Consider the following 13933-nt stretch of genomic DNA (forward strand, 5'->3'; position numbering starts at 1 on the left):
CGAATGATTCGAAATGCAATTTAGTAAAGATAAGTACCATATTTGTATTTTGGCAAATAACAAATTCCTTAAAATGCGCTCTTTTCCTTAAAATCAACTATTTTTGTACAAAAATAGATAGACATTGAAAGAAGGACTGGTTATAAAATCGACAGGAAGTTGGTATACTGTTAAAACCAACGATGGAGAAATTCACAATTGCCGTATCAAAGGGCGATTCAGAATGGAAGGAATTAGAACTACCAATCCTATTGCGGTTGGCGACAGAGTAAATTTTGAGGATGATAATGAATCGAAAGTGATTGTAAGTATTCACGATCGGAAGAACTACATCATTCGAAAGTCATCAAACCTGTCGAAGCACAGCCAGATTATAGCTTCCAATGTTGATCAGGCATTCCTGATTGTGACTGTAAATTATCCTTTAACCACAACAACTTTTATTGACCGATTTTTGGCTGCCGCCGAAGCATATCGTATTCCGGTTCGCTTAATCTTCAATAAAATTGATCGATATCGCCCAAATGATATGGACAGATTAGATGAGTTGAAGGGTATTTATGAGAAAATAGGCTACAAGTGCTACGAAATCTCTGCCAAGAATGGGACTCATATTGATCTTATTAAAGATGCTTTAAAGGATAATATCAATCTTCTTTCCGGACATTCCGGGGTTGGAAAATCAACATTGATTAATGTCATTCAACCCGGTTTGGATCTAAAAACCGGCGAGATTTCAGAAGCTCACTCTCAAGGAAAGCACACTACAACTTTCTCAGAGATGTTTGAGTTGGATTTTGGAGGTTATATCATCGATACTCCGGGGATTAGAGGATTTGGAACCATTGATATGGAAAAGGAAGAGATGTCGCACTTTTTTCCTGAAATATTCGATACTTCGAAAGAATGCCAATTCAACAATTGCAGTCACATACACGAACCCAAATGTGCTGTAAAAGCTGCTGTTGAAGCAGGTGAAATTAGTATTACTCGTTACGAAAGTTACCTGGGAATGGTAATGGAGGATGAGAATAGTAAATACAGAATTTGATTACAGTTAACTGTTAAAATATAGAATCCAGCACGTAGTTTTTACGTGCTTTTTACATAGGTACTATTCGATTTAAAATGATCATCCCGTGTAAACCGAAAGAGCTAAAAAAGAATATTTAAAAATGGCAAAAATACTGACCCCTGAAGAATTCCTTGAATTGGGAAAAACTCTTCCAATGATTGATGTAAGAACTCCTGCAGAATTTGAAGAAGGACACATTCCTGATGCTTTAAATATTCCCATTTTTACAAATGAAGAAAGAGCTTTGGTAGGTACCAAATACAAAAGAGCAAGCAAGGATGCAGCAGTTCTGTTGGGGCTTGAATTGGTTGGTCCTAAACTGGCCAAATTTGTGAAAATGGCTAAGAAGTTTGCACCGCAAAAAGAAATTATGGTGCACTGTTGGCGAGGAGGAATGCGAAGTGGAAGTATGGCTTGGTTATTTGAAACAGCGGGCTTTAAGGTTTATTTGCTAAAAGGAGGTTACAAGGCATATCGAGGATACATACGCAATCAGTTTGCCGAAAAATCGGAATTGGTAGTTTTGGGAGGCATGACAGGTAGCGGAAAAACGGAAGTTTTACTCGAAATGCAAAAGCAAGGTGCTCAGGTACTGGATTTGGAAGGAGTAGCTCATCATAAAGGTTCAGTTTTTGGTGCCTTAGGTCAAACAGAACAGCCAACCAATGAGAATTTTGAAAACGAATTGGCCAAGATGTGGTTGGAGTTGGATTCCAATAAACCAATTTGGGTTGAGGATGAAAGTAAATCTATAGGTTCAGTATGGATTAATGATGCTTTATTTCACAGAATGCGTAAAACGGATGTTGTAAAAATTCTTATTCCAAAATCTGAAAGAATAAAAAGACTGGTGGAAGAGTATGCTTGTTTCGACTCTGAGATTTTAGCACAAATGATCTCTAAAATTGGGAAAAGATTAGGAGGATTAAATGTAAAATTAGCATTTGAAAGTCTAGAGAAAGGAGATTATGCCACTGTTGCGGATATTACATTAAGCTACTACGATAAGGCCTATAGACATGGTTTGGCGAAACGAGAGGACCAAACGATTCATTATTTAGAGTTGGAAAAAGACAATCCTGCAGAAAATGCACAGAAGGTAATTGAGTTTTACAATTCGATTAAAAAGTAGTCTATTCTATTACACAGGTAATTGTGATTTCTATTTCTTTGCCAACAAAAACACCGCTTTGAGGACCCACTTTAAAATCGAGGCGATTTACTTGTAGTTTGCCGGTAAATGTTTGGCGGGAGTAGTTAAAAATGATTTCCACCTCTTTACTTTCGCCATGCATTGTAAGAATTCCGATAAGTCTGTAATTCATTCCATTGCGAAATACACCAGTTGATTTGAAGCAAATTTCAGGGTAATTGGTAACATCTAAGTATTTTTCTCCTTTTACCACTTGATCTCTCTTCTTCATTTTTGTACTGAATGTTGTTGCATCAATACAGACATCAAAAGAGGCCGTGGAAATGTCTTTTGGGCCAAACTTTACATTTCCTTTCATTCCAAAAAAGTTTCCATTTACCTTGTTTGCACCAAGATTGGCTACTCGAAACGCAATTTTGGATTTTTCGGTATTAATATTCTGGGATAAACATGTAAAATGAATCCCTCCAATAATCATTGCCAACAACATTAACCTTCTGATCATATGATATACTTTTGGAGTTAATACTTGATTAGGATGTAAAGCCTTTGCTTATAAACAAATATAATCCATAATAGATGATCAATACAAAACTAAATTTGGAATTGTAAAATAGGATTGGATGTAAAATGAAATATAGTAGGAGATATTTTTTGACTCCTGAATAAGATTTAAATTGATTTGTCGTTACCTTTATCAGAAACCAATTAATATTCAGCATTGGACTTTTACCTTAATAATCGGAATTGGAAATACCACTTTTTAATTGTTGCAATTGTGATTGTGGCCGTGTCATTGCTTTATACCAATAGTTTAGTGAAAAAACTGGCCCATGAAGAAGCAAAAAAAGTAGAGCTTTGGGCAATTGGATTAAAGAGTCTCGATACCAATCCAAACCAAGATATTGCCTTGATAAAAAGGATAATGGAAGACAATGAGACCATTCCTATGATTTTAGCCGATGAGAATGACAGTATAATTGCTCACAGGAATATTAATTTTCCAGAGAATCAAGAAGCGAAGGTACTATCAAGGGAGTTGATTAAAATGAAGGATGAGAACCATTTCATTACCATCGACTTGGTTAACAGCAAAAATTACATTTACTACGATGATTCAAATATTCTAAAGCGCCTTGCCTGGTATCCATTCATTCAGTTAGGAGCGATTATTACTTTCATTGTTATTGCATTTTTGGCTTTTTCCTATTCAAAATCAGCAGAGCAAAATCGTGTTTGGGTTGGCATGTCGAAAGAAACAGCACATCAGTTGGGAACTCCAATTAGTTCTCTTATGGCTTGGATGGAATTGATGAAGTCTGGAAATCCAAGTCCGACAATGGTTGAAGAAATGTCGAAAGATGTAACCAGGCTGGAGGTAATTGCCGAGCGATTCTCGAAAATTGGTTCAAAACCGATCTTAAAACCTCAGAATTTGCATCAAATACTTGAAGTAAGCATAGAATACCTAAAGAAAAGAACATCGGATAAAATTGAATTTATTTTTACCCATACTGATTTGAAAAATGAGTTGGTACCTTTAAACAAAGAGTTATTTTCTTGGGTGATAGAAAACTTGACCAAAAATGCAGTTGATGCCATGGAGGGAAAGGGAGAACTTCGTTTTTCTATAACTGAAGGCAAAGAAAAAATTGTATTAGACATCAAAGATACCGGGAAAGGAATTGCCAAAGGGCAATTTAAAACTGTTTTTAAACCTGGCTATACTTCCAAAAAGCGTGGTTGGGGATTGGGATTGTCTTTGGCGAAAAGAATTATCGAAAATTATCATAGCGGAAAAATATTTATTGCCAGCTCTGAGCTAGGAAAAGGTACCGTTTTTAGAATAATTTTACCTGTAAACTGAAAGTTCTGGTTTTCAAATCACCAGAAATGTTTTGAAACAAAAAAAGAACTGCTTATTTTTGCAGCCCGTTTTTAAGCGGTATTGCTTATTGAATGCTTGTTTGGCATCAGTAATTGCTTGAAATTGACAAAAAAGATGTATTTTTTTGTGAATTCGTAAGATTAATTTTTATACTTTTGCAAAGTTTTATTTGAATATTTTGGAATATCCAACAAAATATACGATTCCTTTTAAGGGCTTAAAGGATGGTTTACATGAATTTGATTTCAAAGTAGACCATGAGTTCTTTGAGTATTTTCAAGAGGAAGATGTTTACCAGGGAGAAGCTGATGTAAAAATCACTTTTAATAAAAAAACGCTGGTAACCACTTTAAAGTTTGAATTAAAAGGAAAGTTAAACATAGCCTGCGACAGGTGTTTGGATGATCTGGAGATTGATGTAGAGGTTGAAAATTCTTTATATTTGAAATTTGGTGAAGAACACGAGGAGTTGGCAGATGATGTAATTGTTCTTGCAGAATCGGAAAACGAGATTAATGTGGCGCAATACATCTATGAGCTGTTTGAATTGAGTTTACCTTTAAGCTTTGTTCACCCTGATGATGAAGAAGGAAACAGCACTTGTAATGAAAAAATGATTCAAAAATTGAATGACCTCTCGGTGAATGAGGAAGAGAAGATTGACCCGAGATGGAATGATTTAAGAAAATTGATTGATAATAACTAGTTAAATAGGTTGAAAAATGGCACATCCAAAACACAGAACGTCGAAGCAGAGAAGAAATAAGAGAAGAAGTCATCTTAGAACAACTCCTGCTACTTTAGCATCTTGCTCAAATTGCGGAGCAACTGTTAAATATCACACTGTTTGCCCTGAGTGCGGTTATTACAGAGGCAAATTAGCTATTGAAAAAGAAGTTACAGCATAACCTGAGTACAATTATTCAGGTTTGAAGCTATATAAATTTGCTCCTCAGATTCTTCTTAGGGGCAAATTTGCGTTATACATGATCGTTCTTGCTTTATCACAGTTTGTTGATGATAGAGGTATGATATAAACCTTTAAAATCCATGATTAGCTAGAGAAAAATCTGTATACTTGTAAGCTGAATTATCTGATGAACACTAAGTAAGCTTAAACAATGTCAAAAATTAATGCAGTTATAACAGGAGTTGGGGCTTATGTTCCCGACTATATTCTTACCAACGACGAATTAAGTACCATGGTTGACACTTCTGATGAGTGGATCATGACTCGCATTGGTATTAAAGAAAGAAGAATTCTAAAAGGTGAAGGACTTGGTTCTTCGGAATTGGGTGTGAGAGCTGTTAATCAGTTGCTGGAAAAAACAGGAACTTCTCCTGAAGAAGTTGACTTGGTGATTTGTGCAACTGTAACTCCTGACATGCAATTTCCTGCTACAGCAAACATTATCAGTGATAAAGCCGGAATTAATAATGCATTTAGTTTTGATTTGAATGCAGGTTGTTCAGGATTTTTATTTGCATTGGCAACGGGTTCAAAATACATACAATCTGGTATGTATAAGAAAGTTGTGATTGTTGGTGCAGAAAAAATGTCATCAATCGTTGATTATACTGATCGTCAAACATGTCCAATTTTTGGGGATGGATCTGCAGCAGTACTTCTTGAGCCAACAACTGAAGATGTTGGTGTAATGGATGAAATGTTGCACACAGCAGGTTTTGGTCGCAAGCATTTGCATCAAAAAGCAGGTGGTTCATGTAAACCAGCTTCTCATGAAACGGTTGATGCTCGCGAACACTTCATTTATCAGGAAGGAAACCACGTATTTAAACACGCAGTTTCTAATATGGCTGATGTTTCAGTTGAAATGATGAAAAAACACAACATGACAGCTGATGATTTGGCTTGGTTGGTTCCGCATCAGGCAAATAATCGTATTATCGAGGCTACAGCTAAAAGAATGGGCTTGGCTAAGGAAAAAGTAATGATTAATATCGAAAGATACGGTAATACAACCTCTGCTACCATTCCATTGTGTTTATGGGAATGGGAAGATCAATTGAAAAAAGGAGATAATATTATTCTTTCAGGATTTGGTGCAGGTTTTACCTGGGGATCTATTCTGTTAAAATGGGGTTACGATCCTAAATAGAATTTTATTACTACAAGATATTATAAAGGCTTCCATTTGGGAGCCTTTTTTTTGTCTTGAAACATGTTATGGAAGTGGGATTTCTGCCTCAATTTTTTATATTTGTATGGTCCGCGAACATGGGTGCTGTAGATTGGAGTGATAAAAGAGAGTGTTCGTATACTTTTTTTAGAAATATTGAGTTGATATACTTGTCAATTCGGGACAATAAAAGAGGTAAATACTAGATTTAGATTCTATGAATTTCCTATGACGTTTGTCCACATCAATAAGATTTCAAACATGTTTAGTAAAAAAAATAAAATGAGCAGAAACAACGACGTACAACCAACCGCGGTAAACCTTATTTGTGATGGAACATCAATTAAAGGAGATGTGCAAGCATCAAGAGATATCCGTATTGATGGATATTTAAATGGTAAAATGCAGGTGAACGGAAAGGTGGTTGTAGGAAATACAGGTAAAATCGAAGGTGATGTTAATTGTAAAACAATTGATGTATCAGGTAGAGTAGAAGGTAATATTATTGCTTCAGAAATGGTGAATCTGAAATCAACAGCTTTAATATTAGGAAACATTACTACCGATAAGATTTCTGTTGAACCAGGTGCCAAGTTTACCGGTTCATGTAAAATGGGTGAAGCGGCACCTGCAAAAGATGAAAAGAAAAAATAATTCTGAAAAGAATGAAAAAAGAAAGCAGCTAAGCGGGGTTATAAAATACTCTGGCTTGGCTTTTCAAATGATCGCAGTAATTCTGATAGTTTTATATGGAGGTATGAAATTGGATGAATATCTGCAGAAAGAATTTCCCTTATTTACCGTTATAGGAGCTTTTTTGGGAGTGATATTGTCCCTCTATTTCGCTCTGAAAGATTTTATGAAAATGAAGTAATAGATATATGGAAAAAAAATACAAATCGTATATTCTTAGACTAAGTCTAATATCAGTTTTTTTACTGATTGGGTCAATTGCTTTGTTCCTAACAGTTCTAAAACCATGGTTTAGTTATATTTTCCCTTTCGTGATTTTGTACTTTTTTTTATTCAATTCCTTTCAACACTTCAAATTATTAAAATTATCGAAGGGAGATCCTCGAATTTTCCATACCAATTATATGGCTTGGTTTGGAATAAAATTATTTCTCAATCTTAGTTTCGTAATTGTTTACGTTTTGCTGAACAGGGCGCAGGCATTGAGTTTTGTGCTTTTCTTTGCGTTTTGTTATGTCATTTACACAACCTTTGAAGTAATAACACTATCTAAGACTTTAAGGTCGGGAAATATTAAATAGCTTAAAAAAGTTTTGTGGAGAACTTTTTTTATTAAATTTGAGGGACCAAAAAAAATAAGAGAAAAAACTTCTCAAGTTACATTATAATTTATCCTTATTTTAAATTTGGAACGAAGTAATAGATTATTGGAATTATAAACATGGGGGATTTCCCTAATAATTCCATTTTAAATTTCTTTTGATAGATTTCGAAAGACAAAACATTAAAGCAAGTCATTCTACGTATGAAAAGTATTCATCGATTTCTACTAATCGTCTTCTTTATTGCCAGCGCAGTAACTGCGTTTGCATCTGATGAACATGACAAGCATGCTCACCATGATACTCACAAAAATGAAAAATTCGAACCAGGAAACTTTATCATGGATCATATTGCCGATGCTTATGATTGGCATGTTTTTTCTTTAGGTGATTTTCATGCGACAGTGCCACTTCCGGTGATTGTAATTTCTGAACAGTCAGGTTTTCATATGTTCATGTCGAGTAAATTTCATCACGGACATAGCGAATACAATGGGTTTTATATTGCTCAGGAAGGTGAGTTTAGAGGAAAGGTTGTTGAAAAAATAGGAGGGAAAGAAGTTCGACCTTTTGACATTTCCATGACCAAGAATGTAATTGCCATGCTCATTAGTATGATCTTCCTGATGTGGATTTTCATATCAGTTGCAAAAGCATATACCCGTAGAAAAGGACAAGCTCCTAAAGGGATACAGTCTTTAATGGAGCCACTAATTTTATTTGTGCGCGATGAGATTGCAAAACCTGCTATTGGTGAAAAGAAATACGAAAAATACATGCCATTCCTTTTAACCATTTTCTTCTTTATCTGGTTGAATAATTTAATGGGATTGGTACCATTTATTCCGGGAGGAGCCAATGTAACAGGTAATATCACCATAACCATGGTATTGGCTTTGTTTACATTTATTATCACAACTTTTAGTGGAAATAAAAATTACTGGGTTCATATTTTTAATACACCAGGAGTACCTTGGTGGTTAAAATTCCCTGTACCATTGATGCCATTGGTTGAACTTATGGGTGTGTTTACAAAACCATTTGTTTTAATGGTCCGTTTGTTTGCAAACATCACAGCAGGTCACATGATTGTATTGGCATTTGTGAGCTTGATCTTCATATTTGGACAAATTAGTCCAATGTTAGGATATGGAACATCGGTTATCTCTGTACTGTTTGTGATTTTTATGGATATGTTGGAGCTACTTGTAGCATTGATCCAGGCATATGTATTTACGCTTCTTTCTGCGCTTTACTTTGGTATGGCAACGGAAGAACATCATTAAGAATTTTCAACTCCATAAATGGAGCTATTTATAGTTTTTTAATCATTAATATAAAAACACTATGATTACATTATCAATTCTTCTTCAGGCTGCAGCTAGTATGGCAGTTGCTAAAATGGGTGCTGCATTCGGAGCTGGTTTGGCTGCTATCGGTGCTGGTATCGGTATTGGTAAAATTGGGGGTTCTGCTCTAGAGAGTATTGCTCGCCAACCAGAAGCATCTGGAGATATTCGTTCAAACATGATTGTAGCTGCTGCTCTTATTGAAGGTGCTGCTTTCTTTGCTATCATCATCTGTTTGTTGGCTATCGTATTGTAATAGCATTATCCACAATTTGCCAAAAAGGGATTGCCTGAGGCAAATTGTGGTAACAATTGATTATTAAAATCCACCGGAAGGTGAAAAAAATAGAATGATATGGGCTTGGTAACACCTGAATTAGGAACTTTTATATGGATGTTTTTGGCTTTTGCCATCGTACTTTTTATCCTTAAAAAGTTTGCCTGGAAACCAATATTGAATGCCTTAAAGGAGCGTGAAGAGTCGATTGAAGACGCACTACGTTCTGCTGATCGCGCCAAAGAAGAAATGGCTGAATTGCAAGCCGACAATGAAAGAATTCTTCAGGAAGCAAGAAAAGAGCGTGAAGCAATGCTTAAAGAGGCAAAAGAAATGAGTTCTAAGATTGTTAATGAAGCGAAGCAAAAAGCTACTCATGAAGCAGATAAGCTGGTTGAATCAGCAAGAGCTAACATTGAAAGCGAAAAAGCAGCTGCATTAAACGAAATTAAAGCTCAGGTAGCTAATCTTTCAGTAGAGATTGCTGAGAAAGTTCTTCGTCAGCAATTTGCCGAAGATCAGCAACAAAAAGATTACTTCAAGAAGTTAATGGACGAAGTAAAGCTTAATTAGTATCCCGAAACTCCCGATAGCTATCGGGACGGGAGAGTTAATGAGATTGTAGTTCTCAGATCTCTTATCTAATAAAAACAATATGAACGAAAGTAAAATCTCGGTTCGATATGCCAAAGCTCTTTTCGAATTAGGAAAAGAGAAGAATATGATCGAAACTTTTATATCAGATATTAAAATCATTGATGATCTGGTTAAGGAAAGTTCTGATTTTTGGTTGATGATTGAAAGCCCTGTGGTGAAAACTCTTCAGAAAAGAGAGGTAGTGAAGCAGATATTTTCTGGTAAAATTGATGAAATGGTATTGAATTTCCTTGATTTGGTACTGAAAAACAGAAGAGAAATCTACATCAAAGATATTTCCAGAAACTTCTTGGCTCTCTGTAGAAAAGATATGGGAATTCTTTCTGCGATATTGACCTCGGCAAGCAAAGTTGAAGATGCAAGCAAGCAGAAAATATCTGATCTACTTGAAAAATCTTTCAATTCCAAGATAGAATTAACAGAAGTGATCGATGAGGATATCATTGGTGGTTTTGTAATTCGTGTTGAAGATCAACAATTGGATGCTTCAGTTGCCAGTCAATTGAATCAAATCAAACGAGAATTACTAACAAACAGAATTAGCTAAAGGTCATAACCAATAGCTAAAAGCTTATTCAGAATATAAATCAGTCTAATAAGAATTAAATATGGCTAGTATTAAACCTGCAGAAGTTTCGGAAATTCTAAAGCAGCAATTAGAAGGATTAAAAACCGAAGCAGAACTGGAAGAAGTCGGAACCGTATTGCAAGTAGGTGATGGTATCGCTCGCATTTACGGATTATCGAATGTAGAATCAAATGAGTTGATTGAATTCCAAAATGGTGTATTGGGTATTGTTTTGAACTTAGAGGAAGACAATATTGGTGCAGTACTTTTGGGGGAATCACAAGGTATTAAAGAAGGTGACGTAGTAAAACGTACCAAGCGTATTGCCTCTATCAATGTTGGTGAAGGAATGTTGGGTCGTGTTATCAATACCATTGGTGAACCGATTGACGGTAAAGGTGAAATTTCAGGAACAACTTACGAAATGCCATTGGAACGTAAAGCTCCAGGGGTAATCTATCGTCAGCCTGTAAACGAACCATTACAAACCGGTATAAAGGCAATTGATGCGATGATTCCTATCGGTCGAGGACAGCGTGAGCTAATCATTGGTGACCGTCAGACTGGTAAAACTGCAATTGCAATAGATACCATTATCAATCAGAAAGAATTTTACGACAAAGGTGAGCCTGTTTACTGTATTTATGTGGCAGTAGGACAGAAAGGTTCAACCGTTGCGAACATTGCCAGAACTCTGGAAGAAAACGGAGCTATGGCTTATACAACAATTGTATCTGCAACCGCATCAGATCCGGCTGCATTGCAATTCTATGCGCCATTTGCTGGTGCATCAATTGGTGAGTTCTTCCGTGATACAGGTCGTCCTGCATTAATCATTTACGATGATTTATCGAAGCAGGCAGTATCGTATCGTGAGGTATCACTATTGCTTCGTCGTCCACCGGGACGTGAGGCATATCCAGGAGACGTATTCTATCTTCACTCAAGATTATTGGAGCGTGCCGCTAAGGTGATTAACTCTGATGAAATTGCACGTCAGATGAACGATCTTCCTGAGAGCTTGAAGAATGCCAAGGATGAAAATGGAGAATCTATTATTAAAGGTGGAGGTTCATTAACTGCTCTTCCAATTATTGAGACTCAGGCGGGTGACGTATCTGCTTATATCCCAACCAACGTAATTTCGATTACTGATGGTCAGATCTTCTTAGAATCAGATTTATTTAATGCGGGTATTCGCCCTGCTATTAACGTGGGTATCTCGGTATCTCGTGTGGGTGGTAATGCCCAAATTAAATCGATGAAGAAAGTTGCTGGTACACTGAAGCTTGATCAGGCTCAATATCGTGAGCTAGAAGCATTTGCTAAGTTCGGTTCTGATATGGATGCTGCAACTTTATCGGTACTTGATAAGGGAGCCAAAAACGTTGAGATCTTGAAACAGGGACAATATTCTCCTGTTACAGTGGATAAGCAAGTTGCGATTCTATACTGCGGTACTCAAGGATTATTGAGAAATGTTCCTACTGATAAAGTGAAAGAATTCGAGCATGACTTTATTCAATTCATGGAATTGAAACACAAAGATGTATTGAACGAACTTGGTTCGGGTAAATATACCCAGGAAGCTCAAAATATCATGCGCAAAGTAGCTGAAGAAGTAGCTGCAAAGTATAAATAATTATCAATTAACAATTAACAATTAGTAATGAATATGGCTTTATTACTAATTGTTAATTACTAATTACCAATTGAATCAAATGGCTAATTTAAAAGAAATTCGTACTCGTATTTCATCGGTTCAGAAAACCAAACAGGTAACTGCAGCGATGAAAATGGTTTCTGCTGCCAAATTGAAAAAAGCTCAGGATGCCATTGTACAAATTCGTCCGTATGCCGATAAATTACATGAGATTCTTTCGAATCTAACAGGAAGCTTAAATCCTGATGATAATTTGTATGGTGTGCAGCGAAAAGCCGACAAGATATTATTAATCGCAATTAATTCGAATAAAGGACTTTGTGGTGCTTTTAATTCAAATGTAATCAAGCAGGTTAATGTGCTTACTGATGGTATTTATGCAGAGCAAAATCAAAGAGGTAATGTTGATGTGCTTTGTATTGGTAAGCAGGCTAATGAAATATTAAAGAAGACTCATAAAGTAATTGGCGAACGCAACAGTTTGTACGATGATTTGAGCTTTGAAAATGTTTCGACCCTGGCAGAATCAATCATGGCAGAATTTGTAGAAGGAAAATACGATAAGGTTGAATTGGTGTACAATCAGTTTAAAAATGCTGGTGTACAGATTTTAACTACCGAACAATTCTTACCTGTTCTGCAAGAAGAGGAGGAGAACAATGTTCATTCTGAGTACATTTTTGAGCCAAATAAAGAAGAAATTGTTCAGGATTTGATTCCTAAATCATTGAAAACTCAATTCTTTAAAGCAATGTTGGATTCATTTGCTTCGGAGCATGGTGCTCGTATGACCGCTATGCACAAAGCAACCGATAATGCATCTGATTTGATACAAGATTTGAACTTAACTTACAACAAGGCTCGTCAGGCTGCAATTACCAACGAAATTTTGGAGATTGTATCCGGAGCGAACGCTTTGTCCCAATAAGCCAGAAAAGTGGCTTAAAAGAGATAAAAAGACCATATTTAAGAGATTTATATTGCTGCAAAGCCTCATCGAAACAGATGAGGCTTTTTTTATGGATGGAAAACTAGTATAGGTGCCAATTTGATACTCTTTTACTCATTTATTCCTTTAACCATTCACAGGTATCATTTTTTTATTAGATTTGCATGTTCAAACATATGTACAAATGGAGTTAAAAATAGATCACAAAAGTCCAATGCCTCTGCACGCACAAGTGGAGATGTTACTTCGTAAATTGATTGAAATGCCGGAATATCAAAATGGTGGATTGCTTCCAAAGGAGGTTGATCTAGCTAAAAAGCTGGGGATTTCAAGAAATACCCTTCGTCAGGCAACTAACAAACTGGAATATGAAGGCTTACTAATACGTAAGAAAGGAATTGGAACTAAAGTGGCCGAGAAGAGTATTACCACAAATTTGGACAACTGGTTGAGTTTTACCCAGGAAATGTCCGACAAAGGCGTTGGCTTTAAAAATTATGCCATCGAGGTAAAATGGGTTAAGGCTGATGAAAAGTTGGCCAATTTCTTTGAGGTGAAAATAAATACAGAGATCTTATGTCTTTGCAGATTAAGAGGAGCAGCGGACGGACCATTTGTCTACTTTGAAAGTTACTTCCATCCAAGAATTCAAATGACTGGTAAGGAGGATTTCTCACGTCCTTTGTACGAAATTCTTGAAAATGATTACCATATTATTCCAACAACATCAAAGGAGAATCTAAAAGCAAGATCGGCATCCAAGATTACAGCAGAGAGGTTGGCGATAAAAAAAGGAGAGCCTGTAATGGTTCGGGAGAGGTTTGTTTCCGATCCGGGAGGAAAACCTATAGAATACAATATGGGTTTCTACAATGCCGAGAAGTTTACCTATTCAATTACAATCACACGCTAATTAAT

General features: G+C 36.1%; 16 protein-coding genes. 15 read left to right on the top strand and 1 reads right to left on the bottom strand.

The window, feature by feature from the left end:
* Positions 1-124: 124 nt before the first annotated feature.
* Together rsgA and mnmH are read left to right on the top strand one after the other, a co-directional pair.
* Entirely contained in the window at positions 125-1051 is a 927-nt protein-coding gene (gene rsgA / locus ACKPCA_RS15480) for a ribosome small subunit-dependent GTPase A (RefSeq protein WP_321279911.1), read from the top strand.
* A 124-nt stretch (positions 1052-1175) separates the two neighbouring features.
* On the top strand, positions 1176-2207 hold the full coding sequence (gene mnmH / locus ACKPCA_RS15485) for a tRNA 2-selenouridine(34) synthase MnmH (protein ID WP_321279912.1): 1032 nt from the start codon (positions 1176-1178) through the stop codon (positions 2205-2207).
* Between the two features lies 1 nt (position 2208).
* On the opposite strand, the gene ACKPCA_RS15490 is transcribed toward mnmH, so the two are convergent.
* Positions 2209-2733, bottom strand: coding sequence for a YceI family protein (locus tag ACKPCA_RS15490; protein ID WP_321279913.1), 525 nt, complete (start codon positions 2731-2733; stop codon positions 2209-2211).
* Positions 2734-3045: 312 nt separating this feature from the next.
* Between ACKPCA_RS15490 and ACKPCA_RS15495 the strand changes: the two genes are divergently transcribed.
* From ACKPCA_RS15495 to ACKPCA_RS15555, 13 genes are all read left to right on the top strand, one after another.
* Complete coding sequence (locus ACKPCA_RS15495) at positions 3046-4095, top strand: sensor histidine kinase (RefSeq protein ID WP_321279914.1); 1050 nt, start codon at positions 3046-3048, stop codon at positions 4093-4095.
* A 190-nt stretch (positions 4096-4285) separates the two neighbouring features.
* Positions 4286-4822: a YceD family protein gene (locus ACKPCA_RS15500; protein ID WP_321279915.1), complete on the top strand. Its 537-nt coding sequence runs from the start codon at positions 4286-4288 to the stop codon at positions 4820-4822.
* A 16-nt stretch (positions 4823-4838) separates the two neighbouring features.
* Complete coding sequence (rpmF, locus tag ACKPCA_RS15505; RefSeq protein ID WP_083464500.1) at positions 4839-5024, top strand: 50S ribosomal protein L32; 186 nt, start codon at positions 4839-4841, stop codon at positions 5022-5024.
* 213 nt (positions 5025-5237) lie between these two features.
* Positions 5238-6236 (top strand): beta-ketoacyl-ACP synthase III, encoded by a 999-nt coding sequence (locus ACKPCA_RS15510; RefSeq protein ID WP_321279916.1) that lies wholly within the window; start codon positions 5238-5240, stop codon positions 6234-6236.
* A gap of 303 nt (positions 6237-6539) precedes the next feature.
* Complete coding sequence (locus tag ACKPCA_RS15515) at positions 6540-6911, top strand: bactofilin family protein (protein ID WP_321279917.1); 372 nt, start codon at positions 6540-6542, stop codon at positions 6909-6911.
* Entirely contained in the window at positions 6895-7131 is a 237-nt protein-coding gene (locus ACKPCA_RS15520; RefSeq protein WP_321279918.1) for an AtpZ/AtpI family protein, read from the top strand. The genes ACKPCA_RS15515 and ACKPCA_RS15520 overlap by 17 nt, the downstream gene beginning before the upstream one ends.
* A 624-nt stretch (positions 7132-7755) precedes the next feature.
* Positions 7756-8838 carry a F0F1 ATP synthase subunit A gene (atpB, locus tag ACKPCA_RS15525; protein WP_321279919.1) on the top strand — a complete coding sequence of 361 codons (1083 nt, stop codon included), beginning with the start codon at positions 7756-7758 and terminating at the stop codon, positions 8836-8838.
* Positions 8839-8899: 61 nt separating this feature from the next.
* Positions 8900-9157: an ATP synthase F0 subunit C gene (gene atpE / locus ACKPCA_RS15530; RefSeq protein WP_262493474.1), complete on the top strand. Its 258-nt coding sequence runs from the start codon at positions 8900-8902 to the stop codon at positions 9155-9157.
* Positions 9158-9256: 99 nt separating this feature from the next.
* On the top strand, positions 9257-9751 hold the full coding sequence (locus tag ACKPCA_RS15535) for a F0F1 ATP synthase subunit B (protein WP_321279920.1): 495 nt from the start codon (positions 9257-9259) through the stop codon (positions 9749-9751).
* A gap of 82 nt (positions 9752-9833) precedes the next feature.
* Positions 9834-10382: an ATP synthase F1 subunit delta gene (gene atpH, locus ACKPCA_RS15540; protein ID WP_321279921.1), complete on the top strand. Its 549-nt coding sequence runs from the start codon at positions 9834-9836 to the stop codon at positions 10380-10382.
* Positions 10383-10443: 61 nt separating this feature from the next.
* Positions 10444-12045: a F0F1 ATP synthase subunit alpha gene (atpA, locus tag ACKPCA_RS15545; RefSeq protein ID WP_321279922.1), complete on the top strand. Its 1602-nt coding sequence runs from the start codon at positions 10444-10446 to the stop codon at positions 12043-12045.
* Between the two features lie 79 nt (positions 12046-12124).
* On the top strand, positions 12125-12994 hold the full coding sequence (gene atpG / locus ACKPCA_RS15550) for an ATP synthase F1 subunit gamma (RefSeq protein WP_321279923.1): 870 nt from the start codon (positions 12125-12127) through the stop codon (positions 12992-12994).
* 205 nt (positions 12995-13199) lie between these two features.
* Positions 13200-13928 carry a GntR family transcriptional regulator gene (locus ACKPCA_RS15555; protein ID WP_321279924.1) on the top strand — a complete coding sequence of 243 codons (729 nt, stop codon included), beginning with the start codon at positions 13200-13202 and terminating at the stop codon, positions 13926-13928.
* The last annotated feature ends 5 nt before the right edge of the window (positions 13929-13933 follow it).

It is taken from the genome of Marinifilum fragile (assembly GCF_963677365.1).
Taxonomy (GTDB): Bacteria; Bacteroidota; Bacteroidia; order Bacteroidales; family Marinifilaceae; genus Marinifilum; species Marinifilum fragile.

Coding starts and splice junctions, on each gene's coding strand:
- rpmF (WP_083464500.1), top strand. CDS start 4,839: ATGGCACATCCAAAACACAGAACGTCGAAGCAGAGAAGAAATAAGAGA.
- ACKPCA_RS15510 (WP_321279916.1), top strand. CDS start 5,238: ATGTCAAAAATTAATGCAGTTATAACAGGAGTTGGGGCTTATGTTCCC.
- ACKPCA_RS15555 (WP_321279924.1), top strand. CDS start 13,200: ATGGAGTTAAAAATAGATCACAAAAGTCCAATGCCTCTGCACGCACAA.
- ACKPCA_RS15490 (WP_321279913.1), bottom strand. CDS start 2,733: ATGATCAGAAGGTTAATGTTGTTGGCAATGATTATTGGAGGGATTCAT.
- atpB (WP_321279919.1), top strand. CDS start 7,756: ATGAAAAGTATTCATCGATTTCTACTAATCGTCTTCTTTATTGCCAGC.
- atpE (WP_262493474.1), top strand. CDS start 8,900: ATGATTACATTATCAATTCTTCTTCAGGCTGCAGCTAGTATGGCAGTT.
- atpA (WP_321279922.1), top strand. CDS start 10,444: ATGGCTAGTATTAAACCTGCAGAAGTTTCGGAAATTCTAAAGCAGCAA.
- ACKPCA_RS15515 (WP_321279917.1), top strand. CDS start 6,540: ATGAGCAGAAACAACGACGTACAACCAACCGCGGTAAACCTTATTTGT.
- mnmH (WP_321279912.1), top strand. CDS start 1,176: ATGGCAAAAATACTGACCCCTGAAGAATTCCTTGAATTGGGAAAAACT.
- atpH (WP_321279921.1), top strand. CDS start 9,834: ATGAACGAAAGTAAAATCTCGGTTCGATATGCCAAAGCTCTTTTCGAA.
- atpG (WP_321279923.1), top strand. CDS start 12,125: ATGGCTAATTTAAAAGAAATTCGTACTCGTATTTCATCGGTTCAGAAA.
- ACKPCA_RS15535 (WP_321279920.1), top strand. CDS start 9,257: ATGGGCTTGGTAACACCTGAATTAGGAACTTTTATATGGATGTTTTTG.
- ACKPCA_RS15520 (WP_321279918.1), top strand. CDS start 6,895: ATGAAAAGAAAAAATAATTCTGAAAAGAATGAAAAAAGAAAGCAGCTA.